Origin of the sequence: Providencia sp. PROV255 (assembly GCF_028478065.1) — a bacterium.
In the GTDB taxonomy this organism is placed as follows: domain Bacteria; phylum Pseudomonadota; class Gammaproteobacteria; order Enterobacterales; family Enterobacteriaceae; genus Providencia; species Providencia rettgeri.
Genome location: NZ_JAMPMI010000032.1, coordinates 1 through 24,908 on the forward strand (window position 1 = coordinate 1; position 24,908 = coordinate 24,908).

43 protein-coding genes and 1 pseudogene are annotated in these 24,908 nt (G+C 42.6%); 6 read left to right on the forward strand and 38 right to left on the reverse strand.

The window, feature by feature from the left end; genetic code table 11:
- Positions 1-208 precede the first annotated feature (208 nt).
- Complete coding sequence (locus tag PR725_RS21380; protein ID WP_004907188.1) at positions 209-754, forward strand: gamma carbonic anhydrase family protein; 546 nt, start codon at positions 209-211, stop codon at positions 752-754.
- Here the strand turns inward: PR725_RS21380 and PR725_RS21385 are convergent.
- Genes PR725_RS21385 through dprA form a run of 5 tightly spaced genes read right to left on the reverse strand, consistent with a single transcriptional unit; the run spans position 730 to position 4,033 of the window.
- Complete coding sequence (locus tag PR725_RS21385; protein WP_004907184.1) at positions 730-990, reverse strand: DUF1488 domain-containing protein; 261 nt, start codon at positions 988-990, stop codon at positions 730-732. The genes PR725_RS21380 and PR725_RS21385 overlap by 25 nt on opposite strands.
- Positions 987-1,805, reverse strand: a complete 819-nt coding sequence (gene aroE, locus PR725_RS21390; RefSeq protein WP_109913264.1) for a shikimate dehydrogenase — start codon at positions 1,803-1,805, stop codon at positions 987-989. Before aroE ends, PR725_RS21385 begins: the two co-directional genes overlap by 4 nt.
- 5 nt (positions 1,806-1,810) lie before the next feature.
- Positions 1,811-2,380, reverse strand: a complete 570-nt coding sequence (gene tsaC, locus PR725_RS21395; protein WP_004907178.1) for an L-threonylcarbamoyladenylate synthase type 1 TsaC — start codon at positions 2,378-2,380, stop codon at positions 1,811-1,813.
- Between the two features lie 12 nt (positions 2,381-2,392).
- Positions 2,393-2,932: a DNA topoisomerase family protein gene (locus tag PR725_RS21400; protein WP_196719249.1), complete on the reverse strand. Its 540-nt coding sequence runs from the start codon at positions 2,930-2,932 to the stop codon at positions 2,393-2,395.
- A gap of 24 nt (positions 2,933-2,956) precedes the next feature.
- Positions 2,957-4,033 (reverse strand): DNA-processing protein DprA, encoded by a 1,077-nt coding sequence (dprA, locus tag PR725_RS21405; RefSeq protein ID WP_004907174.1) that lies wholly within the window; start codon positions 4,031-4,033, stop codon positions 2,957-2,959.
- A 133-nt stretch (positions 4,034-4,166) separates the two neighbouring features.
- On the opposite strand from dprA, the gene def reads away from it, so the two are divergent.
- The 5 genes from def (at position 4,167) to mscL (ending at position 8,946) form a co-directional block, all read left to right on the forward strand.
- Positions 4,167-4,688, forward strand: coding sequence for a peptide deformylase (def, locus tag PR725_RS21410; RefSeq protein ID WP_004907170.1), 522 nt, complete (start codon positions 4,167-4,169; stop codon positions 4,686-4,688).
- Between the two features lie 28 nt (positions 4,689-4,716).
- Positions 4,717-5,664, forward strand: coding sequence for a methionyl-tRNA formyltransferase (gene fmt, locus PR725_RS21415; protein WP_004907167.1), 948 nt, complete (start codon positions 4,717-4,719; stop codon positions 5,662-5,664).
- Positions 5,665-5,733: 69 nt separating this feature from the next.
- Positions 5,734-7,017 carry a 16S rRNA (cytosine(967)-C(5))-methyltransferase RsmB gene (gene rsmB, locus PR725_RS21420; RefSeq protein WP_272570401.1) on the forward strand — a complete coding sequence of 428 codons (1,284 nt, stop codon included), beginning with the start codon at positions 5,734-5,736 and terminating at the stop codon, positions 7,015-7,017.
- Between the two features lie 36 nt (positions 7,018-7,053).
- Complete coding sequence (trkA, locus tag PR725_RS21425) at positions 7,054-8,430, forward strand: Trk system potassium transporter TrkA (RefSeq protein ID WP_004265502.1); 1,377 nt, start codon at positions 7,054-7,056, stop codon at positions 8,428-8,430.
- 105 nt (positions 8,431-8,535) lie between these two features.
- On the forward strand, positions 8,536-8,946 hold the full coding sequence (mscL, locus tag PR725_RS21430) for a large-conductance mechanosensitive channel protein MscL (protein WP_004907161.1): 411 nt from the start codon (positions 8,536-8,538) through the stop codon (positions 8,944-8,946).
- Here mscL and PR725_RS21435 read toward each other — a convergent pair whose 3' ends face one another.
- From PR725_RS21435 to PR725_RS21595, 33 genes and pseudogenes are all read right to left on the reverse strand, one after another.
- Positions 8,947-9,147, reverse strand: a complete 201-nt coding sequence (locus PR725_RS21435; protein ID WP_164529260.1) for an alternative ribosome-rescue factor A — start codon at positions 9,145-9,147, stop codon at positions 8,947-8,949.
- A gap of 33 nt (positions 9,148-9,180) precedes the next feature.
- A complete protein-coding gene (zntR, locus tag PR725_RS21440; RefSeq protein ID WP_004907154.1) occupies positions 9,181-9,597 on the reverse strand; it encodes a Zn(2+)-responsive transcriptional regulator in 417 nt (138 codons plus the stop codon).
- 132 nt (positions 9,598-9,729) lie between these two features.
- The gene (rplQ, locus tag PR725_RS21445; RefSeq protein WP_004907152.1) at positions 9,730-10,116 is read right to left on the reverse strand and encodes a 50S ribosomal protein L17; all 387 of its coding nucleotides are present in this window, start codon (positions 10,114-10,116) and stop codon (positions 9,730-9,732) included.
- 37 nt (positions 10,117-10,153) lie between these two features.
- The gene (locus PR725_RS21450; RefSeq protein WP_004907150.1) at positions 10,154-11,143 is read right to left on the reverse strand and encodes a DNA-directed RNA polymerase subunit alpha; all 990 of its coding nucleotides are present in this window, start codon (positions 11,141-11,143) and stop codon (positions 10,154-10,156) included.
- Between the two features lie 25 nt (positions 11,144-11,168).
- Positions 11,169-11,789, reverse strand: coding sequence for a 30S ribosomal protein S4 (rpsD, locus tag PR725_RS21455; protein WP_004907147.1), 621 nt, complete (start codon positions 11,787-11,789; stop codon positions 11,169-11,171).
- Between the two features lie 38 nt (positions 11,790-11,827).
- The gene (rpsK, locus tag PR725_RS21460; protein WP_002919257.1) at positions 11,828-12,217 is read right to left on the reverse strand and encodes a 30S ribosomal protein S11; all 390 of its coding nucleotides are present in this window, start codon (positions 12,215-12,217) and stop codon (positions 11,828-11,830) included.
- Between the two features lie 16 nt (positions 12,218-12,233).
- Positions 12,234-12,590: a 30S ribosomal protein S13 gene (rpsM, locus tag PR725_RS21465; protein ID WP_004907144.1), complete on the reverse strand. Its 357-nt coding sequence runs from the start codon at positions 12,588-12,590 to the stop codon at positions 12,234-12,236.
- A gap of 145 nt (positions 12,591-12,735) precedes the next feature.
- Complete coding sequence (rpmJ, locus tag PR725_RS21470) at positions 12,736-12,852, reverse strand: 50S ribosomal protein L36 (protein WP_004265484.1); 117 nt, start codon at positions 12,850-12,852, stop codon at positions 12,736-12,738.
- Positions 12,853-12,898: 46 nt separating this feature from the next.
- Positions 12,899-14,224: a preprotein translocase subunit SecY gene (gene secY, locus PR725_RS21475; RefSeq protein ID WP_004265481.1), complete on the reverse strand. Its 1,326-nt coding sequence runs from the start codon at positions 14,222-14,224 to the stop codon at positions 12,899-12,901.
- 7 nt (positions 14,225-14,231) lie between these two features.
- Positions 14,232-14,666 carry a 50S ribosomal protein L15 gene (gene rplO, locus PR725_RS21480; protein WP_004265478.1) on the reverse strand — a complete coding sequence of 145 codons (435 nt, stop codon included), beginning with the start codon at positions 14,664-14,666 and terminating at the stop codon, positions 14,232-14,234.
- Between the two features lie 3 nt (positions 14,667-14,669).
- The gene (gene rpmD, locus PR725_RS21485; protein ID WP_004265475.1) at positions 14,670-14,849 is read right to left on the reverse strand and encodes a 50S ribosomal protein L30; all 180 of its coding nucleotides are present in this window, start codon (positions 14,847-14,849) and stop codon (positions 14,670-14,672) included.
- A 6-nt stretch (positions 14,850-14,855) separates the two neighbouring features.
- Entirely contained in the window at positions 14,856-15,356 is a 501-nt protein-coding gene (rpsE, locus tag PR725_RS21490) for a 30S ribosomal protein S5 (RefSeq protein WP_004265471.1), read from the reverse strand.
- A gap of 14 nt (positions 15,357-15,370) precedes the next feature.
- Positions 15,371-15,724 (reverse strand): 50S ribosomal protein L18, encoded by a 354-nt coding sequence (gene rplR / locus PR725_RS21495; protein ID WP_004907138.1) that lies wholly within the window; start codon positions 15,722-15,724, stop codon positions 15,371-15,373.
- Between the two features lie 9 nt (positions 15,725-15,733).
- Positions 15,734-16,267 carry a 50S ribosomal protein L6 gene (gene rplF / locus PR725_RS21500; protein ID WP_004265464.1) on the reverse strand — a complete coding sequence of 178 codons (534 nt, stop codon included), beginning with the start codon at positions 16,265-16,267 and terminating at the stop codon, positions 15,734-15,736.
- 14 nt (positions 16,268-16,281) lie between these two features.
- Positions 16,282-16,674 (reverse strand): 30S ribosomal protein S8, encoded by a 393-nt coding sequence (gene rpsH / locus PR725_RS21505; RefSeq protein ID WP_004907134.1) that lies wholly within the window; start codon positions 16,672-16,674, stop codon positions 16,282-16,284.
- A 29-nt stretch (positions 16,675-16,703) separates the two neighbouring features.
- The gene (gene rpsN, locus PR725_RS21510; RefSeq protein ID WP_004265458.1) at positions 16,704-17,009 is read right to left on the reverse strand and encodes a 30S ribosomal protein S14; all 306 of its coding nucleotides are present in this window, start codon (positions 17,007-17,009) and stop codon (positions 16,704-16,706) included.
- A gap of 12 nt (positions 17,010-17,021) precedes the next feature.
- The gene (gene rplE, locus PR725_RS21515; protein ID WP_004265455.1) at positions 17,022-17,561 is read right to left on the reverse strand and encodes a 50S ribosomal protein L5; all 540 of its coding nucleotides are present in this window, start codon (positions 17,559-17,561) and stop codon (positions 17,022-17,024) included.
- A 15-nt stretch (positions 17,562-17,576) separates the two neighbouring features.
- Complete coding sequence (gene rplX, locus PR725_RS21520) at positions 17,577-17,891, reverse strand: 50S ribosomal protein L24 (protein WP_004265452.1); 315 nt, start codon at positions 17,889-17,891, stop codon at positions 17,577-17,579.
- 11 nt (positions 17,892-17,902) lie between these two features.
- A complete protein-coding gene (gene rplN, locus PR725_RS21525) occupies positions 17,903-18,274 on the reverse strand; it encodes a 50S ribosomal protein L14 (RefSeq protein ID WP_004265449.1) in 372 nt (123 codons plus the stop codon).
- Positions 18,275-18,449: 175 nt separating this feature from the next.
- Entirely contained in the window at positions 18,450-18,704 is a 255-nt protein-coding gene (gene rpsQ / locus PR725_RS21530; RefSeq protein WP_004265446.1) for a 30S ribosomal protein S17, read from the reverse strand.
- On the reverse strand, positions 18,704-18,895 hold the full coding sequence (gene rpmC, locus PR725_RS21535) for a 50S ribosomal protein L29 (RefSeq protein WP_004265442.1): 192 nt from the start codon (positions 18,893-18,895) through the stop codon (positions 18,704-18,706). The genes rpsQ and rpmC overlap by 1 nt, the downstream gene beginning before the upstream one ends.
- Entirely contained in the window at positions 18,895-19,305 is a 411-nt protein-coding gene (rplP, locus tag PR725_RS21540) for a 50S ribosomal protein L16 (protein ID WP_004265436.1), read from the reverse strand. The genes rpmC and rplP overlap by 1 nt, the downstream gene beginning before the upstream one ends.
- Before the next feature lie 12 nt (positions 19,306-19,317).
- The gene (rpsC, locus tag PR725_RS21545) at positions 19,318-20,019 is read right to left on the reverse strand and encodes a 30S ribosomal protein S3 (RefSeq protein WP_004907131.1); all 702 of its coding nucleotides are present in this window, start codon (positions 20,017-20,019) and stop codon (positions 19,318-19,320) included.
- A 17-nt stretch (positions 20,020-20,036) separates the two neighbouring features.
- A complete protein-coding gene (gene rplV, locus PR725_RS21550; RefSeq protein ID WP_004265430.1) occupies positions 20,037-20,369 on the reverse strand; it encodes a 50S ribosomal protein L22 in 333 nt (110 codons plus the stop codon).
- A gap of 15 nt (positions 20,370-20,384) precedes the next feature.
- Positions 20,385-20,663: a 30S ribosomal protein S19 gene (gene rpsS / locus PR725_RS21555; RefSeq protein ID WP_004265426.1), complete on the reverse strand. Its 279-nt coding sequence runs from the start codon at positions 20,661-20,663 to the stop codon at positions 20,385-20,387.
- 14 nt (positions 20,664-20,677) lie between these two features.
- The gene (rplB, locus tag PR725_RS21560) at positions 20,678-21,502 is read right to left on the reverse strand and encodes a 50S ribosomal protein L2 (protein ID WP_004907128.1); all 825 of its coding nucleotides are present in this window, start codon (positions 21,500-21,502) and stop codon (positions 20,678-20,680) included.
- Positions 21,503-21,521: 19 nt separating this feature from the next.
- Positions 21,522-21,824 carry a 50S ribosomal protein L23 gene (gene rplW / locus PR725_RS21565; protein ID WP_004265420.1) on the reverse strand — a complete coding sequence of 101 codons (303 nt, stop codon included), beginning with the start codon at positions 21,822-21,824 and terminating at the stop codon, positions 21,522-21,524.
- Positions 21,821-22,426 (reverse strand): 50S ribosomal protein L4, encoded by a 606-nt coding sequence (gene rplD, locus PR725_RS21570; RefSeq protein WP_004265418.1) that lies wholly within the window; start codon positions 22,424-22,426, stop codon positions 21,821-21,823. The genes rplW and rplD overlap by 4 nt, the downstream gene beginning before the upstream one ends.
- Positions 22,427-22,442: 16 nt before the next feature.
- On the reverse strand, positions 22,443-23,072 hold the full coding sequence (gene rplC, locus PR725_RS21575; RefSeq protein ID WP_004265414.1) for a 50S ribosomal protein L3: 630 nt from the start codon (positions 23,070-23,072) through the stop codon (positions 22,443-22,445).
- A 32-nt stretch (positions 23,073-23,104) separates the two neighbouring features.
- On the reverse strand, positions 23,105-23,416 hold the full coding sequence (gene rpsJ / locus PR725_RS21580) for a 30S ribosomal protein S10 (protein ID WP_001181005.1): 312 nt from the start codon (positions 23,414-23,416) through the stop codon (positions 23,105-23,107).
- Positions 23,417-23,764: 348 nt separating this feature from the next.
- On the reverse strand, positions 23,765-24,238 hold the full coding sequence (bfr, locus tag PR725_RS21585; RefSeq protein ID WP_004907125.1) for a bacterioferritin: 474 nt from the start codon (positions 24,236-24,238) through the stop codon (positions 23,765-23,767).
- A gap of 126 nt (positions 24,239-24,364) precedes the next feature.
- Complete coding sequence (bfd, locus tag PR725_RS21590) at positions 24,365-24,565, reverse strand: bacterioferritin-associated ferredoxin (RefSeq protein WP_004907122.1); 201 nt, start codon at positions 24,563-24,565, stop codon at positions 24,365-24,367.
- Positions 24,566-24,790: 225 nt separating this feature from the next.
- A pseudogene (locus PR725_RS21595) lies at positions 24,791-24,908 on the reverse strand (EF-Tu/IF-2/RF-3 family GTPase); the annotation flags it as partial.

The window sequence follows — 24,908 nt, forward strand, 5'->3', positions numbered from 1 at the left end:
CCTTCAAAATTACACAACCTTTTTTTTAAAAAAAAACTCCGTTTGCAGATAAAATAGCCATCTTGTGCTTTTTCACTGCATAACGATTATAAAAGAAGCGACTTCATGCCTATAATTCTAACTTTAGCAGCCTACTTGGCTCATAAATTCATAATGAATTAGCGAGTTATTTAACTGCCATCCTTTATTTCTTTTTATGGTTATAACTATGAACACACTTTTACGCCCTTATTTAGGTATCTATCCTTCTATTAATGCACGCGTTTTCATTGACCCATCTTCTGTTGTAATTGGAGATGTTCGCATAGCTGATGATGTCAGTATTTGGCCTCTCAGTGTTTTGCGTGGTGATGTTAACTATATCTCTATTGGCGCACGCACCAATATCCAAGATGGCTCAGTACTACATGTCACGCATAAATCTGCCAGTAACCCTGAGGGAAACCCGTTAATTATCGGGGAAGATGTCACCATTGGCCATAAAGTCATGTTACATGGTTGCACTATAGGGAATAGAGTACTGGTTGGAATGGGCTCAATTGTCATTGATGGGGCTATAGTCGAAGATGACGTTATTATCGGAGCTAACAGTTTAGTGACTCAAGGAAAAAGGCTCGAGTCTGGTTACTTATATACAGGGAGCCCAGCAAAAGCCATCCGAAAATTGACTGATGCTGAGTTAGGTCATCTACGTTATTCAGCAAATAACTATGTTGAATGGAAAAATAACTATTTAGCCTCTGATAATACGTAAAGCCCATCTTCGCCATCGAGGCCTTGTTCAATCAAGGCTTCAAACTCTTCTTCGATATCCCATCGATACTGCTGAAATAACCTCAGAGGTGTTTCTTCTTGACCATAGCGTTGAAATAGCAATGACTGAGGGATTGCACATTCGGCAAGCATTCCGCTAATCAACACAGGAAAGCGTACTTGCTTGGATAGCTCATCCCACTCTTCTCTATCCGGAAATTGAATTTGCTGATTCACCCTTTCAATTCCTTATATAAAGCAGATAAAACAGGTGTAATTTCAGGAAGAACGCCATGCCATAGCTTAAAAGAAAATGCAGCTTGTCCTACAAGCATACCTAAGCCATCCGCTATCTTAGTCACTTGGTGTTGAGCCGCAAATTCAAGGAAAGGAGTTAATGACGATTGATAAAACATGTCATAACATGCAACTTGATGATTAAATACATTTGGATCAATTGCAGGAACTTCTCCATTCACACCAGATGAAGTCGCATTGATGATCAGATCAAAATCAGCAGATACGATCTGCGAGATCTCCTTCCCACATATTTTCCCTAGCGCTGAAAATTCGTTAACTAATAATACAACCTTAGAAAAAGTTCTATTTGTTAAAGTGATATCACAGCCATATTCTAAAAGTGGCAATAATGCTCCACGTGTTGCACCACCAGCACCAACTATTAATATTCGGCTACTTGGATGTACAAAATTCAAACGCTGTAAATCTAACAAAAGCCCCATTCCATCTGTGTTGTCTCCCAGCAATCGATGATCATCAAGCTTCATGACCGTATTAACTGCACCACAAGTTTGAGCTCTCGCTGTTAATTCAGAAACAGCATGAAAGGCGCGCTCCTTAAATGGCAATGTAATGTTTGCGCCCTTTCCACCTTGTGAAAAAAACTCTATTAAGCTTTGTTCGAAACCCTCTACTGGTGCTAGGATTTTTTCATATTTCAGTGAAATACCTGTTTGCTCTGCAAACATTTTATGTATAACAGGTGATTTACTGTGTTGAATTGGATTGCCAAAAACCGCAAACATTTCCATCAATATTATCCTTTACGATATAGTTGCCCTGTTTTTGCGTCTCTTATTTCAGAAGGATTTTGGCGGCCACCCACTGTTCCATCAAGGACAGGAACACTTCCTTTAAATTGAGCAATTACTTCTTCTGTTGTTCTACAAGGCTCTAAACCACTTAAATTTGCACTTGTAGACACTAAAGGTTTGCCATAATGACGGCATAAGCTTTTTACTAATTCATGGTCTGTGACTCTCACTGCGATGGTGTCAAACCGGCCAGTCAACCATTTTGGCGTCGTTGTTTTTGCGGGGATAACCCATGTTACTGGCCCTGGCCATGTTGCAAACATCGCTTGTTTCTGATCTTCCGTTAACTGCTCATCATCTATATAGTCTTTTAATTGTTCATAGCTATCGGCAATAAGGATTAATCCTTTTTCCCAAGGGCGTTGCTTCAATTCTAATAACTTATGTACTGCCTTTTCACTATCTGGGTCACAGCCTAAACCAAATACGGCTTCTGTTGGGTAGGCAATAACCTCCTCGTGTTGTAATGAATTTATGATACTTTCAATTGCAGGTGTAGATATATTTGACATAGTTTTAACTCATTATTCTTCTTGTTGCTTACCGCAGCGTTTGCTGGCACAAAATAATCTTACTCCCTGTCCCCCCCTTTTTTCCATAAGTAATGGATATTCACAATACTTACATTTACCAGTAATAGGCTTATTATTTAATATAAACTGACAGTTAGGATAATTATCACAAGCATAAAAAGTCTTACCGAAACGCGATTTTCTCTGTAATAAATTCCCTGTTTGGCATTGCGGGCAAGAAATTTTAGTTTCATCCGGCTTATCAATTAGCTCAATATGTTCACATTCAGGATAATTACTACAACCAATAAACATGCCAAATCGGCCTTGCTTCAGCACTAAGTCATGGCTACATTTAGGACAATGTTGACCACTTAATACTTTAATAATATGACTTTCTACTGTAGGCCTTAACGGCCTCATATAATGACATTGTGGATAACTTGAACAACCCCAAAAAGGCCCATGTGAACTATTGCGGATAACAAGCAAGGAATCGCATTCTGGACAATGTTCATTTTTCTCTGTATCGAAGGGCAGTTGTTTAGACATGTTTTTCTCTACTGTTGCTTTTAACTAAGTGACTCTGGTATACCCACCAGCCCCCGAGCTAACTACTCCATTGATTTCCATCTCAGTTAATATGGTAATTATTTGAGTAACAGGAATTTGGGTCTGTTCTGCAATGACATCTACTGGTGTCGCTTGGTACCCCACCATACCTAAAATTTTATTTTCTACCACACTAAACTCAAGTGATACCTTTTCTATAGGCAATTCTGTTTGTATCCAATTTAACCCATCACCAATATGTTGCAATACATCTTCAGGTTCAGCTAATAGATAAGCTCCTTGCTGCAATAGCCAATGGTTACCATGGAATGCAGAATTACCCAATGGAGCAGGCAATGTAAATAAGTCACGGTTTTGCTCTAATGCATATCTAGCAGTTATTAATGATCCACTTTTCATTCCAGCTTCAATGACAACAACTGCTTTACTTAACCCACTAATAATACGGTTTCTCTTGGGAAATTGCTTAGGTAATGGTGGTACATCTGGCCAATATTCTGAAATCAACGCACCATAATTTTTAATCTTTTCAGCTAATTCAGCATGTTGACGCGGGTAAATATTTGCTAATCCGCTACCTAAAACCGCAATTGTTTCACCTCTATTATCTAGAGCTGCTTTATGGCTTATACCGTCGATACCTAATGCAAGCCCACTAGTGATGGTTATACCATGGTGAACAAAGCTCTTTACAAACAGGTTAGTCCATATTCTGCCATATTCACTTGCTCTACGACTGCCAACTATAGCAATTTGTGGCGCTACCAATAATTCACTTTTTCCCTCAACAAATAATAAAAGAGGAGGACTGTAGATTTGCTTTAATAAAAAAGGGTAATGGGAATCACAGTAAGTAATCATTTGATGATGTTTATCTGAAAGCCATGCTTGTACTTTTTCTAGCCGGTGCATAGAGACATTCATAAATTGTAATTGCTGTATTTCATTCAAACCATGATGGTGTAAAGCCTGATAGCTAATTTTATTTAGTTGTTTTAGCTCATTAATTATTCTTACTGCATTCAGGGGCAATAGCCTTTTAACTTGAGACATCCTTAACCAAATTTCTTGGGTATCCATTATTGTCATCCTGACTCATTAACAAATAGGTTCTTCAGTGAACAAATCATAACCAATACTGTCAATATGAAAGAGAAATGTCTAGAATAGTCATTAATTCCCATTCACATTTTGGAAACCGCTCGAAAAATTTATGTCAGTCTTAAACGTATTACATTATCCAGACGAACGCTTACGCACAATTGCTAAGCCAGTAGACAAAGTTGATGCTTCTATACAGCGTATCGTTGATGATATGTTCGATACCATGTATGAAGAAGAAGGTATTGGCCTTGCAGCAACTCAAGTCGATATCCACCAGCGAATCATCGTCATTGATGTGTCCGAAACTCGTGATGAGCGCTTAGTTCTTATTAACCCTGAATTGTTAGATAAATCTGGGGAAACAGGTATCGAAGAAGGTTGCTTGTCTATTCCGGAACAACATGGCTTCGTCCCTCGTGCTGAGCAGGTAAAAGTTCGTGCACTAAATTATAACGGCGAGTCTTTTGAACTAGAGGCTGATGGTTTATTAGCTATCTGTATCCAACATGAAATGGACCACCTTGTTGGTAAGCTATTTGTTGACTATTTATCGCCTTTAAAACGTCAGCGCATCCGCCAGAAAGTTGAAAAACTAGACAGACTAAGAGCAAAAGAAGCCAAGAATAGCTAGTTCGCTAAATATAAATAGGGAAATTAACGTGTCAGAGCCATTGAAAATTATTTTTGCAGGTACACCAGATTTTGCGGCCAAACACTTAGCTGCTCTCTTAGGTACCAGGCACCAAATCGTAGGCGTTCTCACTCGCCATGATAAACCTGCGGGGAGAGGTAAAAAGTTAACACCAAGCCCTGTCAAGGTTCTCGCTGAAGAAAACCAACTCCCTGTTTTTCAACCAATATCTCTTAGAGATAGCGAAAACCAGCAGTGGATAAAAGACCAAAATGCGGACTTAATGATAGTTGTTGCTTATGGATTGATTTTACCGCAAGCCGTTCTTGATATTCCTCGCTTAGGTTGCTTGAATGTTCACGGCTCTTTGTTACCTCGCTGGAGAGGAGCAGCACCAATTCAACGTTCTATTTGGGCTGGTGATACTGAAACGGGTGTGACTATTATGCAAATGGACGCAGGTTTAGATACTGGAGACATGCTTTACAAAGCAATTTGTCCAATTAGCGCTAGTGATACGAGCGCCTCGTTATATGATAAATTAGCAATAACAGGCCCTGAAGCATTAATTCATACTGTTGAGATGTTATCCGCAGGTCAATGCGTTGGTGAGAAACAAGACGATTCATTAGCAAATTATGCTGAAAAATTATCGAAAGAGGAAGCTCGCATTAATTGGCAAGATGATGCTGTACATATTGAGCGTTGTATTCGTGCTTTCAATCCTTGGCCAATGAGTTATTTCATGGTTGAAGAGCAACTCATTAAAGTTTGGCAAGCTGAAGTATTCACCGACGAACATGACAAGCAACCAGGAACAATTATTAGCGCTGATAAAAAAGGTATATGTATCGCCACAGGAAATGGCATACTAAATATTACTCAGCTACAACCGCCTGGCAAAAAAGCAATGAGTGCACAAGATATCCTAAACTCTCGTCGCGAATGGTTTACTCCAGAGCAAATTCTAGCATAACGAACTTGTAAACTGCCTGATACCTTCAGGCAGTTTTATTTCAGTCACTAATATATTCATCTTCACCATATGAAAAACACATATAATTTGCGTAGTATCGCGGCAACAGCAATTAATCAAGTCCTTGATAACGGACAATCACTAAGCACTGTATTGCCTGACTTACAACGCAATATCAATGATAAAGATAAAGCTTTATTACAAGAAATTTGCTTTGGCGTTTTACGTTATTTACCTAAGCTTGAATGGTTTATTAGTCAGCTAATGGAAAAACCATTAACTGGTAAACAAAGAACCCTGCATTACTTAATTATGGTAGGTATCTATCAGCTACTTTATACTCGCATTCCGCCTCATGCTGCATTAGCAGAAACAGTAAATGGAGCAGTAGCACTGAAAAAACCCCAATTAAAAGGGCTTATTAATGGCGTGTTGCGTTCATTTCAACGCCAACAAGTACAATTAGAAGAAAGAATTACTAACAACACTAGCCAATATTTACATCCAAGCTGGTTATTAAAACACCTACAAACAGCCTATCCAGATGATTGGCAATCTATTATTGAAGCAAATAACCAACGCCCACCTATGTGGTTAAGAGTAAATTCTCAGCATCACACAGCTACACAATATCTTAATTTATTAGAGCAATCTGAGATAACCGCACATTTGCACTCTTCACATCCAAATGCTATCCGCTTAGATGAACCTACAGCTGTTTCTCGTCTTCCGGGCTTTGAAGATGGTTGGTCAACAGTACAAGATGTTTCAGCTCAAGGCTGTGCTGAATTACTAGAACCTCAAAATGGGGAAAATATTTTAGATTTATGTGCAGCACCAGGTGGAAAAACAACCCATATTTTAGAGTTAGCCCCTAAGGCTAATGTTATTGCTGTAGACATAGATGAATCACGCCTTAAAAGAGTGAAAGAAAATTTAATTCGTCTAAAGCAACATGCTGTTGTTATACAAGGAGACGGAACACAGCCTGAAACATGGGCTCAAGGTCAGCAATTTGATCGTATTTTGCTTGATGCTCCTTGTTCCGCAACAGGCGTTATTCGACGTCATCCTGATATTAAATGGCTACGTCGTGATTCAGACATAAATGAATTAGCGCAACTACAATCTCAAATTCTCGAAGCTATCTGGCCTTATTTAAAACCAGGCGGCACACTGGTCTATGCGACTTGTTCAATTATGCCCGAAGAAAACGGAAAACAAATACACAATTTCCTATCTAAACATAATGATGCCTGTCTAAATGACGGAACTGATGCTGGATTACAAATATTACCCAGTACTAATGGCGGTGATGGTTTCTTTTATGCACGCTTAGTCAAAAAAGTGTAGGAAATGGTAGCCAGCTCTCTGATATAGGAATATGTAATGAAGATCATTATTCTAGGTGCTGGGCAAGTTGGCGGCACGCTTGCTGAAAATTTAGTTGATGAGAACAATGATATTACCGTCGTCGATACCGATGCTGATCGCTTACGTCAATTACAGGATCAATTCGATCTGCGAGTGGTAAATGGCCATGGTTCTCATCCCCGGGTACTTCGAGATGCAGGTGCAGAAGATGCAGATATGTTAGTAGCAGTGACCAATTCCGATGAAACTAACATGATTGCTTGCCAGATTGCCTATAGCCTATTTAATACCCCAAATAAAATAGCGCGTATCAGGGCAACTGAATATATCCGTGAAGCCGACAAATTGTTCCTGCCTGAACAAATCCCGATTGACTACTTAATATCGCCAGAACAATTAGTTATCGATTATATCTATAAATTAATTCAATACCCTGGTGCTCTTCAAGTTGTAAACTTTGCAGAAGGCAAAGTCAGTATTGTTGCTGTAAAAGCCTATTACGGCGGTTCCCTCGTGGGTAATGCATTATCGAGTTTACGCGAACATATGCCACATATTGATACTCGCGTTGTCGCTATTTTCCGCCAAGATAGGCCTATCCGGCCTCAAGGCTCAACAATCATTGAAGCGGGAGACGAAGTTTTTTTTGTTGCTTCTACACAACATATCCGAGCTGTAATGAGTGAGCTGCAAAGGTTAGAAAAGCCATACAAACGTTTGATGATAGTTGGTGGTGGCAACGTTGGAGCTGGTCTAGCAAGACGACTAGAAAAAGATTACAGCGTGAAACTTATTGAACGCAACCAGAAGCGTGCAACAGAACTTGCTGAGCTACTGCATGATACAATTGTGTTTTATGGAGATGCATCTGACCAAGAGTTACTCACTGAAGAGCACATTGAGCAAATGGATGTTTTTATTGCCCTAACAAATGATGATGAAGCTAATATTATGTCTGCTATGTTAGCTAAAAAAATGGGGGCTAAAAAAGCAATGGTACTTATACAACGCTCTGCATACGTTGAACTTGTTCAAGGTGGGGTCATTGACATTGCAATTTCACCTCAACAAGCAACTATTTCCGCTTTACTAAGCCATGTCAGAAAAGCAGATATCGTCAATGTATCATCTTTAAGAAGAGGTGTTGCGGAAGCTATTGAGGCAATTGCACACGGTGATGAAAATACGTCAAAAGTTGTTGGTAAAAAAATATCTGAAATTAAACTTCCTCCAGGAACTATTATTGGTGCGATTGTCCGAGAAGAAGAAGTCATTATAGCTAGTGATTACCATATTATTGAACAAGGTGACCATGTCATTATGTTTATTACAGATAAAAAGTATGTACCTGAAGTTGAAAAATTATTTCAACCGAGTCCATTCTTCTTATAAAAATAAAAATAGTAAATATTTGCAGCTTAATAATTCTAGCGACTATAATTTGTTAACCTAATACATGTTTTGTTTCAATTGAGTTATTTATTAAGGGGTCGTCTAATGAGCTTTTTAAAAGATTTCCGCGAATTTGCCATGAAAGGTAATGTAGTGGATATGGCAGTCGGTATTATTATTGGTGCCGCATTTGGTAAAATTGTATCTTCATTAGTTGCTGATGTCATCATGCCTCCGCTAGGGTTACTAATCGGTGGTGTTGATTTCAAATCATTTAGCATCGTACTGAAAGAAGCACAAGGTGATTTACCCGCAGTTGTACTAAATTATGGAATGTTTATACAAACTGTTTTTGACTTTGTTATTGTTGCCTTTGCTATCTTTATGGCAATTAAAGTTATGAATAAAGTTCGCCGCGAAAAAGAAGCAGCACCAGCAGAGCCTGCACCACCGTCTAAAGAAGAAGTTCTATTATCAGAAATTCGTGATCTTTTGAAAGAACAAAATAAAAAATAACTAAAAGGCCAGTGGTAATACGTCAATAAACCTATTACCACTGGCCTCCCAGTTAACTGAATTCTTATTTTTTCCTTTTCTTGTGTAACTACCTTTCCCTTTTTTATTTTTTTCAACTCTTTGACGAAATAGTGGATCATGGAGTAATGCTTCAATCGCATTATCTTTAATCTCACCACGTTTATGTTGATATTTACTCATGATATACCTTCATATAGTTAGCTGATTATATAATTAATAAACTTTAGATGCGCCTTTTTCTAATATTTCCATAATAGAGCAATACGTTGTCGCATGTTCTTCACCACAACATGCTGAACTTAACATCTTCAACGAATCGCGCATAATAATAAGCTCTTGTATCTTTTTTTCAACTTCAAGTAATCTAAGATCTACAATCTGTTTAGATTCCTGACAAGTATGATGTTCAGGATCAACTCGTATTGAAAGTAACTCAGTAATAGCTTCTAAAGTAAAGCCTAACTGTTTTGCATAACGAATAAAACGCAAACGCTGCAAGTCATGCTCAGTAAATAACCTATACCCACCTTCAGTTCTTTCTTTGTGTTCCATCAAACCTTGTTTTTCATAAAAACGAATTGTATCAGGCGTCACATCTGCAAGCCTAGCAATTTCACCTATCTTATACATGCTCATAACACTTACCTGTAAATATGGGTTAATCACAAAAAATTCAAGGGAACAAACCTATTAGGAAGACAAGAATAGCAGGTACAAAAAAACCGGGCAAATATACCCGGTTTTCTTGAAAGCGACGACAGATTACTCTGCAGCTGCTTCTTGAGACTCAACAGCACGGTCAACAAGCTCGATGTAAGCCATCGGAGCGTTGTCACCTGTACGGTAGCCACACTTAAGAATACGAGTGTAACCACCTGCACGAGCTGCGAAACGAGGTCCCAGTTCATTAAATAATTTTGCAACGATCTCGTTATCACGAGTACGTGCGAATGCCAGACGACGATTAGCTACGCTGTCGGTCTTGGCAAGAGTAATCAGCGGCTCAACGACGCGACGCAGTTCTTTCGCTTTAGGCAGAGTCGTCTTGATGATTTCATGACGAACTAAAGAACCTGCCATGTTACGGAACATAGCTTGGCGGTGGCTGCTGTTGCGGTTCAATTGACGACCACTCTTACGATGGCGCATGACCTTATCCTTCTCAGTAAAACCTTAACCTGTGATCTTAATCATCAGCAATACTTGCTGGTGGCCAATTTTCTAAGCGCATGCCCAGAGAAAGACCACGAGATGCCAAGACGTCCTTAATTTCAGTAAGAGATTTCTTACCAAGATTCGGAGTTTTAAGCAACTCAACTTCTGTACGCTGTACCAGATCACCGATGTAGTGGATAGCTTCTGCTTTGAGGCAGTTAGCAGAGCGGACAGTCAATTCCAGATCGTCAACTGGGCGCAATAAGATAGGATCGAATTCTGGTTTCTCTTCTTTAACTTCAGGCTGACGTACATCACGTAAGTCAACAAAAGCTTCAAGTTGTTCAGCCAGAATGGTTGCCGCACGGCGAATCGCCTCTTCAGGATCGATTGTACCGTTAGTTTCCATTTCAATAACTAACTTATCCAAGTCTGTACGTTGCTCAACACGAGCTGCTTCAACATTGTAGGCTATACGCTCTACTGGGCTGTAGCAAGCATCGACTAACAAACGACCGATTGGGCGCTCATCTTCTTCCGAATGAACTCGGGCAGAAGCCGGCACATAACCACGACCACGCTGTACTTTAATTCGCATATTAATAGATGCGCTTTCGTCAGTCAGGTGGCAGATGACGTGCTGTGGCTTGACGATTTCGACATCACCATCATGGATGATGTCGGCTGCAGTCACAGGGCCAATGCCAGATTTATTCAAGGTTAAAATAACTTCATCTTTCCCCTGAACTTTTACCGCCAGCCCTTTCAGGTTGAGGAGAATCTCCAGGATATCTTCCTGTACACCTTCTTTGGTGCTGTACTCATGCAGTACACCATCAATTTCAACCTCTGTCACCGCACAACCCGGCATAGACGAAAGCAGAATACGGCGCAGTGCGTTACCAAGAGTATGGCCAAAGCCACGCTCTAAAGGCTCAAGGGTCACCTTAGCGTGCGTCGAACTCACTTGCTCGATATCTACCAGGCGCGGTTTTAGAAACTCTGTCACAGAACCCTGCATTGTGTCCTCTCTTTGGTGCTAAGCTTTACTTGGAGTAAAGCTCGACGATCAGGTGTTCGTTAATGTCCGCAGACAAGTCAGTACGTTCAGGAATACGTTTGAACACACCTTCCATTTTAGCAGCATCAACTTCCAGCCAAGTTGGCTTCTCACGCTGTTCAGCCAGCTCTAAAGCAGCCTTAATACGAGACTGTTTTTTAGCTTTCTCACGAACGCTGATAACGTCATTCGGGGAAACCTGATAAGAAGCGATATTAACTACGCGACCATTTACCATGATAGCTTTGTGGCTAACCATTTGACGTGCTTCTGCGCGAGTTGCGCCAAAGCCCATACGGTAAACGACGTTATCAAGACGACCTTCAAGCAAAGTCAGCAGGTTTTCACCTGTGTTGCCTTTCAGACGTGTTGCTTCTTTGTAATAGTTACGGAATTGACGTTCCAGAACACCGAACATACGACGAACTTTTTGTTTTTCACGTAACTGGACACCATAGTCAGACAGACGCGGTTTACGCGCACCGTGCTGGCCTGGAGCCTGTTCTAATTTACACTTGGTGTCAATCGCGCGAACACCAGACTTCAGAAAGAGGTCTGTTCCTTCGCGACGGCTCAGCTTGAGCTTAGGACCCAAATATCTAGCCATTTTCTTTCTCCAACAGTCCTAAAAAAAACGAAACGTATTTAAACGCGACGTTTTTTCGGTGGGCGACAACCGTTATGAGGGATAGGAGTCACATCAGTAATATTAGTGATGCGGAAACCAGCGGCGTTCAGAGCACGAATTGTTGATTCGCGACCCGGACCCGGTCCCTTAACCATAACTTCCAGGTTTTTGATTCCGTATTCTTTCACAGCTTCTGCGCAACGCTCTGCTGCAACCTGAGCTGCGAACGGAGTAGATTTGCGAGAACCACGGAAACCGGAACCACCGGCAGTTGCCCAACCTAATGCGTTACCTTGACGGTCAGTAATAGTAACGATTGTGTTGTTGAAAGAAGCATGGATATGAGCCACACCGTCTGAGACTTGTTTTCTTACACGCTTACGTGCACGAATTGGTGCTTTTGCCATTATTCAATACCCCGACTTATTTCTTGATCGGCTTACGCGGACCCTTACGGGTACGAGCGTTAGTCTTAGTACGCTGTCCGCGCACAGGAAGACCACGACGATGACGTAAACCACGGTAACATCCAAGGTCCATCAGACGCTTGATGCTCAGGGTAATTTCACGACGTAAGTCACCTTCTACAACGTATTTAGCAACTTCGTCACGCAGCTTGTCGATTTGTTCTTCAGACAGCTCACTGATCTTAACATTTTCAGCAATACCTGTTGCTTCACAGATAGCCTGTGAGCGGGTCTTACCGATACCGAAAATCGATGTTAAAGCGATTACAGTATGTTTATGATCAGGAATGTTAATGCCTGCTATACGGGCCACTATGCACTCCTAAGTTAAAATATACATTACTGTGCTGAAAAGCCCGTTTTCAGGATACTCAAACAATAATGTATCTTAGATAAAAAAGATTGGCTGGCTAATTTAGCCAGCTCAACCCAACTTTGCAAGAAAAAAATGCTTTTTCTTAACCTTGACGTTGTTTATGTCTTGGTTCAACACTACAAATTACACGAACGCTACCATTGCGACGGATAATTTTGCAGTTACGGCATAATTTCTTGACGGAAGCACGAACTTTCATTTTTACTCTCCGTAACTTCTAAGCAAACCATAATCACACTAAGTGATTACTTACCTTTCAGGTTTGCTTTCTTCAATGCAGACTCATACTGACTTGACATCATTAGAGTTTGCACTTGAGCCATAAAGTCCATGATAACGACAACCACGATTAAGAGGGAAGTACCACCAAAGTAAAAAGGTACTTTCATTGCGTCACGCATGAACTCCGGGATTAGGCAGATGAAGGTAATATATAATGCACCAACTAATGTTAAGCGAGTCATTACCTTATCAATGTACTTGGCCGTTTGCTCTCCCGGACGAATTCCTGGTACAAATGCACCGGACTTCTTCAGGTTATCTGCTGTTTCTCTTGGGTTGAAAACCAACGCCGTATAGAAGAAACAGAAGAAGATGATCGCAGATGCATAAAGTAACACATATAACGGTTGACCAGGCTGCAAATACATAGAAATTGTAGTCAGCCAGTCCCAGCCAGTTCCATCACCAAACCAAGAAGCTATTGTACCCGGGAATAGTATGATACTGGAAGCAAAAATTGCAGGAATTACACCCGCCATATTCACTTTTAACGGTAAATGCGTACTTTGTGCTGCATAAACACGGCGCCCTTGCTGACGTTTAGCGTAATTAACGACAATACGACGTTGACCACGTTCCATAAACACAACAAAGAAAGTAACCGCGAATACTAACACCGCAACCAACAGCAACAGGAGGAAGTGCAGATCGCCTTGCCGAGCTTGCTCGATGGTATGGCCAATAGCCGGCGGTAACCCCGCAACAATACCAGCGAAGATAATGATAGAAATACCGTTACCGATACCTCTTTCAGTTATCTGCTCACCTAACCACATTAGGAACATAGTCCCTGTGACTAAGCTAACAACTGCCGTAAAGTAGAACGGGAGGCCTGGATCAATGACTAACCCTTGCATCCCTGGCATATTCGGTAGACCCATTGCAATACCAATAGATTGGAATATTGCTAATACCAGAGTACCCCAGCGAGTATATTGGCTTATCTTCCGACGACCTGCTTCTCCTTCCTTCTTGATCTCTGCTAATCGTGGATTAACCACTGATAATAATTGGATAATGATCGATGCCGAAATATACGGCATGATACCCAAAGCAAAGATAGAAGCACGGCTAAGAGCACCACCAGAGAACATGTTAAACATTTCAATGATGGTGCCTTGTTGCTGTTCGAGCAATTTGGCAAGCACAGTGGCATCAATACCAGGGATTGGAATAAAAGAACCAATTCGGAAAACAATTAGCGCACCAATTACAAACAAAAGTCTGCGTTTAAGTTCGCCAGCTCCACCCTTGGCACTTTGAAAATCTAATCCTGGTTGTTTAGCCATCTGTCACTTATTCCTCAATTTTACCGCCGGCAGCTTCGATTGCAGCGCGAGCACCTTTAGTAACACGAAGGCCACGTACAGTAACTGCACGGTTCACTTCGCCAGACAGAATAACCTTAGCATATTCAATCTGGATGCCAACAACGTTCGCGGCTTTCAGTGCGTTCAGATCAATAACATCGCCTTCAACAGCAGCAAAATCAGACAGACGAATCTCTGCAGTGATCATTGCTTTACGTGAAGTGAAGCCGAATTTCGGCAAACGACGGTATAAAGGCATCTGGCCACCTTCGAAACCACGACGTACGCCACCGCCAGAACGAGATTTCTGACCTTTGTGACCACGGCCGCCGGTTTTACCCAGACCAGAACCGATACCACGACCTACGCGTTTAGGCGCGTGCTTGGCACCTTCAGCCGGAGACAGAGTATTTAAACGCATCTCTTACTCCTCAACTTTAACCATGTAGGAAACCAAGTTGACCATACCACGTACAGCAGGAGTATCCTCGCGCTCTACTGTATGACCAATGCGACGCAGACCTAAACCGACCAGTGTTGCCTTATGCTTAGGCAGACGACCGATTGAACTGCGAACTTGTGTAATTTTAATAGTCTTAGCCATAGCCGATTACCCCAGAATTTCTTCGACGGATTTTCCACGCTTAGCTGCGACCATTTCTGGAGACTTCATGCTGTCTAAAGCATCCAGTGTTGCACGAACCACGTTGATTGGGTTTGTGGAACCATAGGTTTTAGCCAGTACGTTGCGAACTCCAGCTACTTCTAAAACAGCACGCATTGCACCGCCGGCAATGATACCGGTACCTTCGTGAGCAGGTTGCATAAACACACGAGAACCAGTGTGTGTACCTTTCACAGGGTGGAACAATGTGCCGTTGTTTAGAGCAACGGTTTTCATACTGCGACGGGCTTTTTCCATCGCTTTCTGGATTGCTGCCGGAACTTCGCGCGCTTTGCCGTAGCCAAAACCAACGCGACCGTTACCATCACCAACTACAGTCAGTGCGGTAAAGCTGAAAATACGGCCACCTTTAACGGTTTTTGCTACGCGGTTTACCGCGATCAGCTTTTCCTGCAGTTCGCCAGCTTGTTTCTCGATGTGAGCCATCTTACACCTCTACCTTAGAACTGAAGGCCAGCTTCACGGGCAGCATCTGCCAGTGCCTGGACTCTACCATGATATTGGAAACCAGAACGGTCAAAAGCAACAACAGTGATGCCTTTTTCCAGTGCGCGTTCAGCAACTAATTTACCAACAATTGCTGCTGCGTCTTTGTTTCCAGTAAACTTAACTTGTTCATTGATAGCTTTTTCTGTAGTAGAAGCTGCAACCAATGTTTCAGAACCGTTTGGTGCGATAACCTGCGCATAAATATGGCGTGGAGTACGATGTACCACCAGGCGAGTCGCACCCAATTCTTGGATCTTACGGCGTGCGCGGGTCGCACGACGGATACGAGCTGCTTTCTTATCCATAGTGTTACCTTACTTCTTCTTAGCCTCTTTGGTACGCACGATTTCATCGGCGTAACGAACACCTTTACCTTTGTAAGGTTCAGGACGACGGTAAGCACGCAGTTCTGCTGCAACTTGACCAATCACTTGCTTATCCGCACCTTTCAGTACGATTTCAGTTTGTGTTGGGCATTCAGCAGTAATGCCTGCTGGCAGTGCGTGTTCAACCGGATGCGAGAAACCTAAAGACAAGCTTACAGCATTGCCTTTGATTGCTGCACGGTAACCAACACCGACCAGTTGAAGCTTTTTAGTGAAGCCTTCGGTAACACCAACAACCATTGCATTACACAGTGAACGAGTAGTACCCGCTTGTGCCCATGCATCATCAAAACCTTCGCGTGGTGCGAAAGTCAGTTGATTGTCTTCGCTTTTAACTTCAACTGCATTATGGATAGTACGAGTAAGCTCGCCGTTTTTACCCTTAATCGAAATAACCTGACCGTTGAGTTTTACCTCTACGCCGGCAGGAATGACGACGGGTGCTTTTGCCACACGAGACATTCTTTCCTCCCGAATTAAGCTACGTAGCAGAGAATCTCGCCACCAAGACCAGCTTGGCGAGCTGCACGATCAGTCATGACACCTTTAGAGGTAGAAACAACAGCGATACCTAAACCAGCCATAACTTGTGGCAGCTCATCTTTTTTCTTATAGATGCGCAGACTTGGGCGGCTTACACGCTGAATGCTTTCTACAACAGCCTTACCTTGGAAATAACGTAAAGTCAGTTCCAGTTCTGGCTTGATGTCGCCTTCAATTTTAAAATCTTCAATATAACCTTCTTCCTTCAGCACTTTGGCAATTGCCACTTTCAGCTTGGAGGAAGGCATGGTGACCGCAACTTTGTTCGCGGCCTGACCGTTACGGATACGGGTCAGCATATCCGCGATGGGATCTTGCATGCTCATCTGTCTTTACTCCCGTGATTCAAATGGAATTACCAACTTGCCTTTTTAAGGCCCGGGATTTCACCGCGCATAGCGGCTTCACGGACTTTAATACGGCTCAGACCAAACTTCCGCAGGAAACCGTGCGGACGCCCTGTTTGACGGCAGCGATTACGCTGACGAGAAGGACTTGAATCACGTGGCAGTGTTTGCAGCTTGAGAACAGCGTCCCAGCGATCTTCATCAGATGCTTTAACATCAGAGATGATAGCTTTCAGTTCTACGCGTTTTGCGAAGAATTTCTCAGCTAATTTAGCACGTTTAACATCACGCGCTTTCATAGATTTCTTAGCCATGAGTACCCTGCCTTACTTGCGGAACGGGAAGTTGAACGCTGCTAACAGTGCGCGACCTTCGTCATCTGATTTCGCAGTAGTGGTGATAGTAATATCTAAACCACGTACGCGATCCACTTTATCGTAATCGATTTCAGGGAAGATGATTTGTTCACGAACACCCATGCTGTAGTTACCGCGACCATCGAAAGACTTAGCGGACAAGCCACGGAAGTCACGAATACGTGGTACAGCAATAGAAATCAGACGCTCAAGGAACTCCCACATGCGTTCGCCACGCAGGGTTACTTTACAGCCGATTGGATAGCCCTGACGGATTTTGAAGCCTGCAACAGATTTGCGTGCTTTGGTGATCAAAGGTTTTTGACCTGAGATCGCTGTTAAATCAGCTGCTGCGTTATCCAGCAGTTTTTTATCAGCAATCGCTTCACCAACACCCATATTCAGGGTGATCTTCTCGACCCGAGGGACTTGCATGACAGAAGTGTAGCTAAACTCAGTCATGAGTTTATTAACTACTTCGTCTTTATAGTAATCATGCAGTTTCGCCATCGTATACTCCAAAAATTACTTGATAGTTTCACTGTTAGATTTGAAGAAACGGACTTTTTTGCCGTCTTCGAATCTAAAGCCTACACGGTCAGCCTTACCAGTTGCCGCGTTAAAGATTGCAACGTTAGAAACTTGAATAGCCGCTTCTTTTTCAACGATGCCACCTGGTTGGTTCAGAGCCGGTACAGGCTTCTGATGTTTTTTAACCAGATTGATACCTTCAACGATAACTTTACTAGAAGAAATAACCTGCTTTACTTTACCGCGCTTACCTTTGTCTTTCCCAGTTAGCACGATAACTTCGTCATCACGACGGATTTTCGCTGCCATAGTTTCGCTCCTTAGAGTACTTCAGGTGCCAGAGAGATAATTTTCATAAACTTCTCATTACGAAGTTCACGAGTTACCGGCCCAAAAATACGCGTACCGATTACTTGCTCGCTGTTATTATTTAATAACACACAAGCATTACCATCGAAGCGAATGACAGAACCGTCAGGGCGACGTACACCCTTCTTGGTGCGCACCACTACCGCTTTCAGGACATCACCCTTTTTAACTTTACCGCGTGGAATTGCTTCTTTAACAGTAATTTTAATGATGTCGCCTACATGTGCATAGCGACGGTGCGAGCCACCTAGAACCTTGATACACATTACGCGACGTGCACCGGAGTTGTCGGCCACGTTCAGCATAGTCTGTTCTTGGATCATTTTAGTGCTCCGCTAAATGTCAACTACTACTGAGCCACCTCATTATGAAGAGGCCGTTCAAATATACCCATACTACGAGGGCGCGGCATTATAACACCACATCATCGTGTTGGACAGAAAAAAATAAACGGCTCAATCAAAAAGAGCCGTTTATTCATCAAGAAAAGTTATTCTATTACAGAACAGCTTTTTCTACAACGCGAACTAAGGCCCAAGACTTAGTCTTAGACAGTGGACGAGTTTGGCGGATTTCTACCACGTCACCGATTCCACATTCATTGTTCTCGTCATGTACGTGCAATTTAGTCGTACGACGGATGAATTTACCATACAGAGGGTGTTTCACCATACGCTCGATAGCAACAACAATAGATTTCTCCATTTTATCGCTAACTACACGACCTTGCAGAGTACGGATTTTATCGCTCATTACGCACCTGCCTTCTCAGTCAGTAAAGTCTTCACACGTGCGATATCGCGACGCACTTGTTTCAACAGATGAGACTGTTGCAGCTGACCACTTGCAGCCTGCATACGTAAATTAAATTGTTCACGTAACAGGTTCAAAAGTTCAGCATTCAGCTCTTCAACGCTTTTTTCGCGCAGCTCTTGTGCTTTCATTACATCACCGTCTTAGTTACAAAGGTGGTTTTGATAGGCAGTTTCGCTGCTGCCAGAGAGAATGCCTCACGAGCCAGCTCTTCAGGCACACCGTCCATTTCGTACAGTACTTTACCAGGCTGGATTAAGGCAACCCAATATTCTACGTTACCTTTACCTTTACCCATACGAACTTCGAGTGGTTTCTCAGTGATTGGTTTGTCTGGGAATACACGGATCCAGATTTTACCTTGACGCTTAATAGCACGGGTCATAGCACGACGTGCCGCTTCGATCTGACGTGCAGTCAGACGACCACGGCCAACAGCTTTAAGACCGAAAGTGCCGAAGCTAACATCCGTACCTTGCGCTAGACCACGGTTGCGGCCTTTGTGCACCTTACGGAATTTTGTACGCTTTGGTTGTAACATCAGCGACTCTCCTTACTTGCGGCCTTTACGCTGCTGCTTTTTAGGTTGAGCAGCTGGTTTCTCAGCTTGTTCAACAGCAGCCATACCACCCAGAATCTCACCTTTGAAGATCCATACCTTAACGCCGAGAACACCGTAAGTGGTGTGCGCTTCTGAAGTGTTGTAATCGATATCAGCACGTAATGTGTGCAGTGGCACACGGCCTTCACGATACCACTCGGTACGAGCGATTTCAGCACCGCCTAAACGGCCACTGACTTCAACTTTAATACCTTTAGCGCCCAGACGCATTGCGTTCTGTACTGCACGCTTCATAGCACGACGGAACATAACACGACGTTCCAGCTGTGAAGAAATGCTGTCAGCAACTAATTTAGCGTCTAGTTCTGGTTTACGAACTTCGGCGATATTGATTTGCGCAGGAACACCAGCGATATCCGCTACTGTTTTACGCAGTTTTTCAACGTCTTCACCTTTCTTACCGATAACGATACCTGGGCGAGCAGTGTGAATAGTCACACGGATGCTTTTCGCAGGACGTTCGATAACGATGCGAGAGATTGACGCTTTTGCCAATTCTTTATTCAAGTACTGGCGTACTTTAAAATCGCTGTCTAGGTTGTCAGCGAATTCATTGGTGTTCGCATACCAAGTAGAGTTCCAAGGTTTGACAATACCCAGGCGAATACCATTAGGATGTACTTTCTGACCCATTGCTAGTCTCCAGAGTCTCAGCGATCGGACACAACCACAGTAATGTGGCTGGTGCGCTTAAGAATACGATCTGCACGGCCTTTCGCACGCGGCATGATGCGTTTCATGGTTGGACCTTCGTCTACGAAAATTTTCGCAACTTTCAGGTCATCAATGTCAGCGCCATCGTTTTGCTCTGCGTTAGCAATTGCAGATTCAAGTACTTTCTTCACTAAACCAGCAGCTTTCTTGTTGGTGTAGGTCAGAATTTCCAGAGCTTGCGACACTTTCTTACCGCGAATCAGGTCGGCAACTAAGCGAACCTTCTGGGCAGAAGAACGAGCGTGGCGATGCATAGCTAAAGTTTCCATCTCTTCCTCCTATCCTTAACGTTTCTTAGCTTTCTTATCTGCCGCGTGGCCGCGATAAGTGCGAGTCGGTGCGAATTCACCCAGTTTGTGACCAACCATTTCGTCGGTTACGAAAACTGGAACATGCTGACGACCATTATGGACAGCGATGGTCAATCCGATCATATTAGGAAAGATCGTTGAACGACGGGACCAAGTCTTAAGAGGCTTCTTGTCTCCGCTTTCCACCGCTTTCTCTACCTTCTTCAGCAAGTGCAGGTCAATAAAAGGACCTTTCTTGAGAGAACGTGGCATGGTTTATCCTCTAATTATTTTTTAGAACGATGACGTACGATGAATTGATCAGTACGCTTGTTGCTACGAGTTTTCTTACCTTTGGTTTGAACGCCCCATGGTGTTACTGGGTGTTTACCAAAGTTACGGCCTTCACCACCACCATGTGGATGGTCAACTGGGTTCATCGCAGTACCGCGAACGGTAGGACGAATACCACGCCAGCGGCTAGCACCAGCTTTACCGAGAACACGTAACATATGTTCAGCGTTACCAACTTCACCAAGAGTTGCACGGCAATCAGCTAAAACTTTACGCATTTCACCAGAACGTAAACGTAATGAGACATAAGCGCCATCACGAGCAACGATTTGAGCGTAAGTACCTGCTGAACGCGCTAACTGTCCACCTTTACCTGGTTTCAGTTCGATATTATGAACTGTAGAACCAACAGGGATATTGCGCATCGGCAGTGCATTACCAGCTTTGATTGCTGAATCAACACCAGATTGAATCTGGTCACCAGCTTTCAAGCCTTTTGGTGCAAGAATATAACGACGTTCACCGTCTTTATATAGAACCAGTGCAATGTTCGCAGAACGATTTGGATCATATTCCAAACGCTCAACAACTGCAGGAATACCATCTTTGTTGCGTTTAAAGTCAACTAAACGATAATGCTGCTTATGGCCACCACCGATGTGACGGGTAGTGATACGGCCATTGTTGTTACGACCACCGGATTTGCTGTTTTTTTCTAACAGCGGAGCATAAGGCTTACCCTTATGCAGCTCAGGGTTAACCACTTTAACTACGTGGCGACGGCCCGGAGACGTAGGTTTACATTTAACAACTGCCATTGTTCTTTACTCCTCCGACTTACTCAGCACCGCTAATGAAGTCCAAATTTTGGCCTTCTTTCAGCGTGACGTAAGCTTTTTTCCAGTCGCTACGACGACCGAAACGCTGACCGTGGCGTTTAGTTTTGCCTTTAACCAGCAAAGTGTTAACACCTTCAACTTCGACTTCAAACAGTTTCTGTACAGCAGCTTTGATTTCTGCTTTAGTCGCGTCTTTCGCAACTTTGAGAACGATGGTATTGCTTTTTTCCATCGCTGTAGAAGCTTTTTCAGATACATGCGGCGCGCGCAGTACTTTCAGCAGACGTTCTTCACGGATCATGCCAGCATCTCCTCAACTTGCTTCACAGCATCAGCAGTCATAACCACTTTGTCGAAGGCGATCAGGCTAACTGGGTCAATACCTGCTGCATCACGAACGTCAACCTTATACAGGTTACGTGCTGCTAAAAACAGATTTTCATCTAATTCAGCAGTGATGATCAGAACATCTTCCAGAGCCATATCTTTCAGTTTCTGTGCCAGCAACTTAGTTTTAGGTGCTTCAACAGAGAACTTCTCGACAACGATCAGACGATCTTGACGTACCAACTCAGAGAGGATGCTTTTTAAAGCACCACGGTACATCTTCTTATTAACTTTTTGACTGTGGTCCTGTGGTTTAGCTGCGAAGCTAACACCACCAGAGCGCCAAATTGGGCTCTTTACTGAACCAGAACGTGCACGGCCAGTACCTTTTTGACGCCATGGTTTTTTACCTGAACCAGAAACTTCAGCACGAGTTTTCTGAGCACGAGTACCTTGACGAGCACCAGCTGCATACGCAACAACTACTTGGTGAACAAGCGCTTCATTGAAATCACGCCCGAAGGTAGTTTCGGAAACAGTCAGCGCGCTTTGCGCGTCTTTCATTACCAATTCCATTCCTATCTCCTCGACGTTAAGCCTTGACAGCCGGTTTTACGATCAGGTTGCTACCAGTTGCTCCTGGAACAGCACCTTTGACCAGCAGCAGGTTGCGCTCAGCGTCAACACGTACTACATCTAAGCTTTGAACAGTTACACGTTCATTACCCAGTTGGCCTGCCATTTTCTTGCCTTTAAACACTTTGCCCGGAGTCTGGTTTTGACCGATAGAACCCGGAACACGGTGAGACAAGGAGTTACCGTGAGTAGCATCTTGAGTACGGAAATTCCAGCGCTTAACTGTGCCGGCAAAACCTTTACCTTTAGATGTACCAGTAACGTCGACTTTTTTAACGTCAGCGAAAATTTCAACGCTAATGCTTTGACCTACTGTGTATTCTGCACTGTCTTCAATACGGAATTCACGTAGGATACGGCCAGCTTCGACGCCAGCTTTAGCGAAATGACCTGCTTCAGGCTTAGTTACACGGTTAGCTTTTTTGCTCCCGGTAGTAACCTGAATTGCATTATAACCGTCAGTTTCTGCAGTTTTAACCTGAGTAACACGGTTATTTTCAATTTCGATAACAGTTACAGGTATAGAAACGCCATCTTCAGTGAAGATACGAGTCATACCGACTTTCTTACCGACTAAACCTTTCATTGTTTCAACCTCTCAATCGTTCGACGACCTGATTAACCCAGGCTGATCTGCACGTCAACGCCGGCAGCCAGGTCCAGACGCATCAGAGCATCAACGGTCTTTTCGGTTGGCTCAACGATGTCAACCAGACGCTTGTGAGTGCGAATTTCGTACTGATCACGCGCATCTTTGTTAACGTGCGGAGAAATCAGAACGGTAAAACGCTCTTTACGTGTCGGCAGCGGGATAGGACCACGAACTTGCGCACCAGTGCGCTTAGCAGTCTCTACGATTTCCGCAGTTGATTGATCGATTAAACGATGATCAAAAGCTTTCAGGCGGATACGGATTCTTTGGTTCTGCATGAGACCAGAGCTCCAACTATTTTATAAACGTAAATGATTACTCCTCGTACCCATTTCGATTGATGGGAGAGTGTAATCGTTCTTGATGTAACTTCCAAATCGGAAGTATTGTCTAAATGAGCAACAAATCGTTGACTCAATACTGAGATTTCAGTCCTAAAATATAGGGCTTACTCATCAGTAAGCCCGCGCATTATACGTAAATTATAGGGAAACACAAGTAATCGAGGAAAATATGTGCATTTTTTTTGAAGAGACTCATCAAAAAGCCTCTCAGACTTAGGAAGTGAAGTGACTGAGAGGCTTTTAATACAAGTTTACTTAGCAAATAGCTATGTAAATACTAAATTACTCTTCTCTAACTTGCGCTTGAAGATAGTTTTGAATTCCTAAGCGAGTAATTAGTTCTAATTGCGTTTCTATCCAATCAATATGGTTTTCTTCATCTGCTAAGATTTCAATCATCAGGTCTCGACTAACGTAGTCATGAACCGAATCTGCGTATTTAATAGCTTCTTTTAGGTTTTTCGCCCCATCGATTTCAAGCTGCAAATCTGACTTCAGCATTTCTTCAACATCTTCGCCAATATTTAACTTACCAAGATCTTGTAGGTTAGGAATACCTTCGAGAAAAAGAATTCGCTCTATATATTTGTCCGCGTGCTTCATTTCATCAATTGATTCGTGATATTCCATCTCATTGAGGCGTGTAAGTCCCCAATTTTTAAACATACGAGCATGCAAAAAATATTGGTTGATTGCAACTAACTCATTGCCCAGTAGTTTATTTAGGTGGGCTATCATTTTTTTATCACCTTTCATTGCTACCCTCCATCGCTTCCAGTCTTTTAAGTGTAGTACTGAAATTGATGTTAGTGTAATTTTTACGCAATGTATTTAAACCAAAAGTGATAAATTTGGTGGGAATAATTTGAATGGTATAAGATACTATGCAACCTCAGCGGCACACGCATCCTCAAAAATCATTTGCTCTTCATATAAAATCGCCTTTGTCTGCCTAATGCATTTCCCGCATTCTAAGCCTACAGGCAAAATTTGTCGTAGCCCTTTCAGTGAGGTTACTTGATACTTTCTTGCAGCATTTCTGATTTGTTTATCAGTAATCGCTTCACAAAGACAAATGTACATGGTGCTTACCTGTATAAATCACATACAGATAGTTTAAATAAAAATGATTTGCATTTCAATTATCATTCAAAATGATTTACAAAGATCATTTGTTACAAATAAGTTTGTTACACGAACAATTTAAATTAAAAGAATAGATTACGGACAAGATAAGTAATTTTGTTTATGACAACAAAAAAGGGCACCTAATTAGGTGCCCTTTTTAAAACTAAATGAAGCTATGTATTATGCAATAATTTTTGCAACAACACCCGCACCTACAGTACGGCCACCTTCACGGATTGCGAAACGTAAACCGTCGTCCATCGCGATTGGGTGGATCAGGGTAACGATCATGTTGATG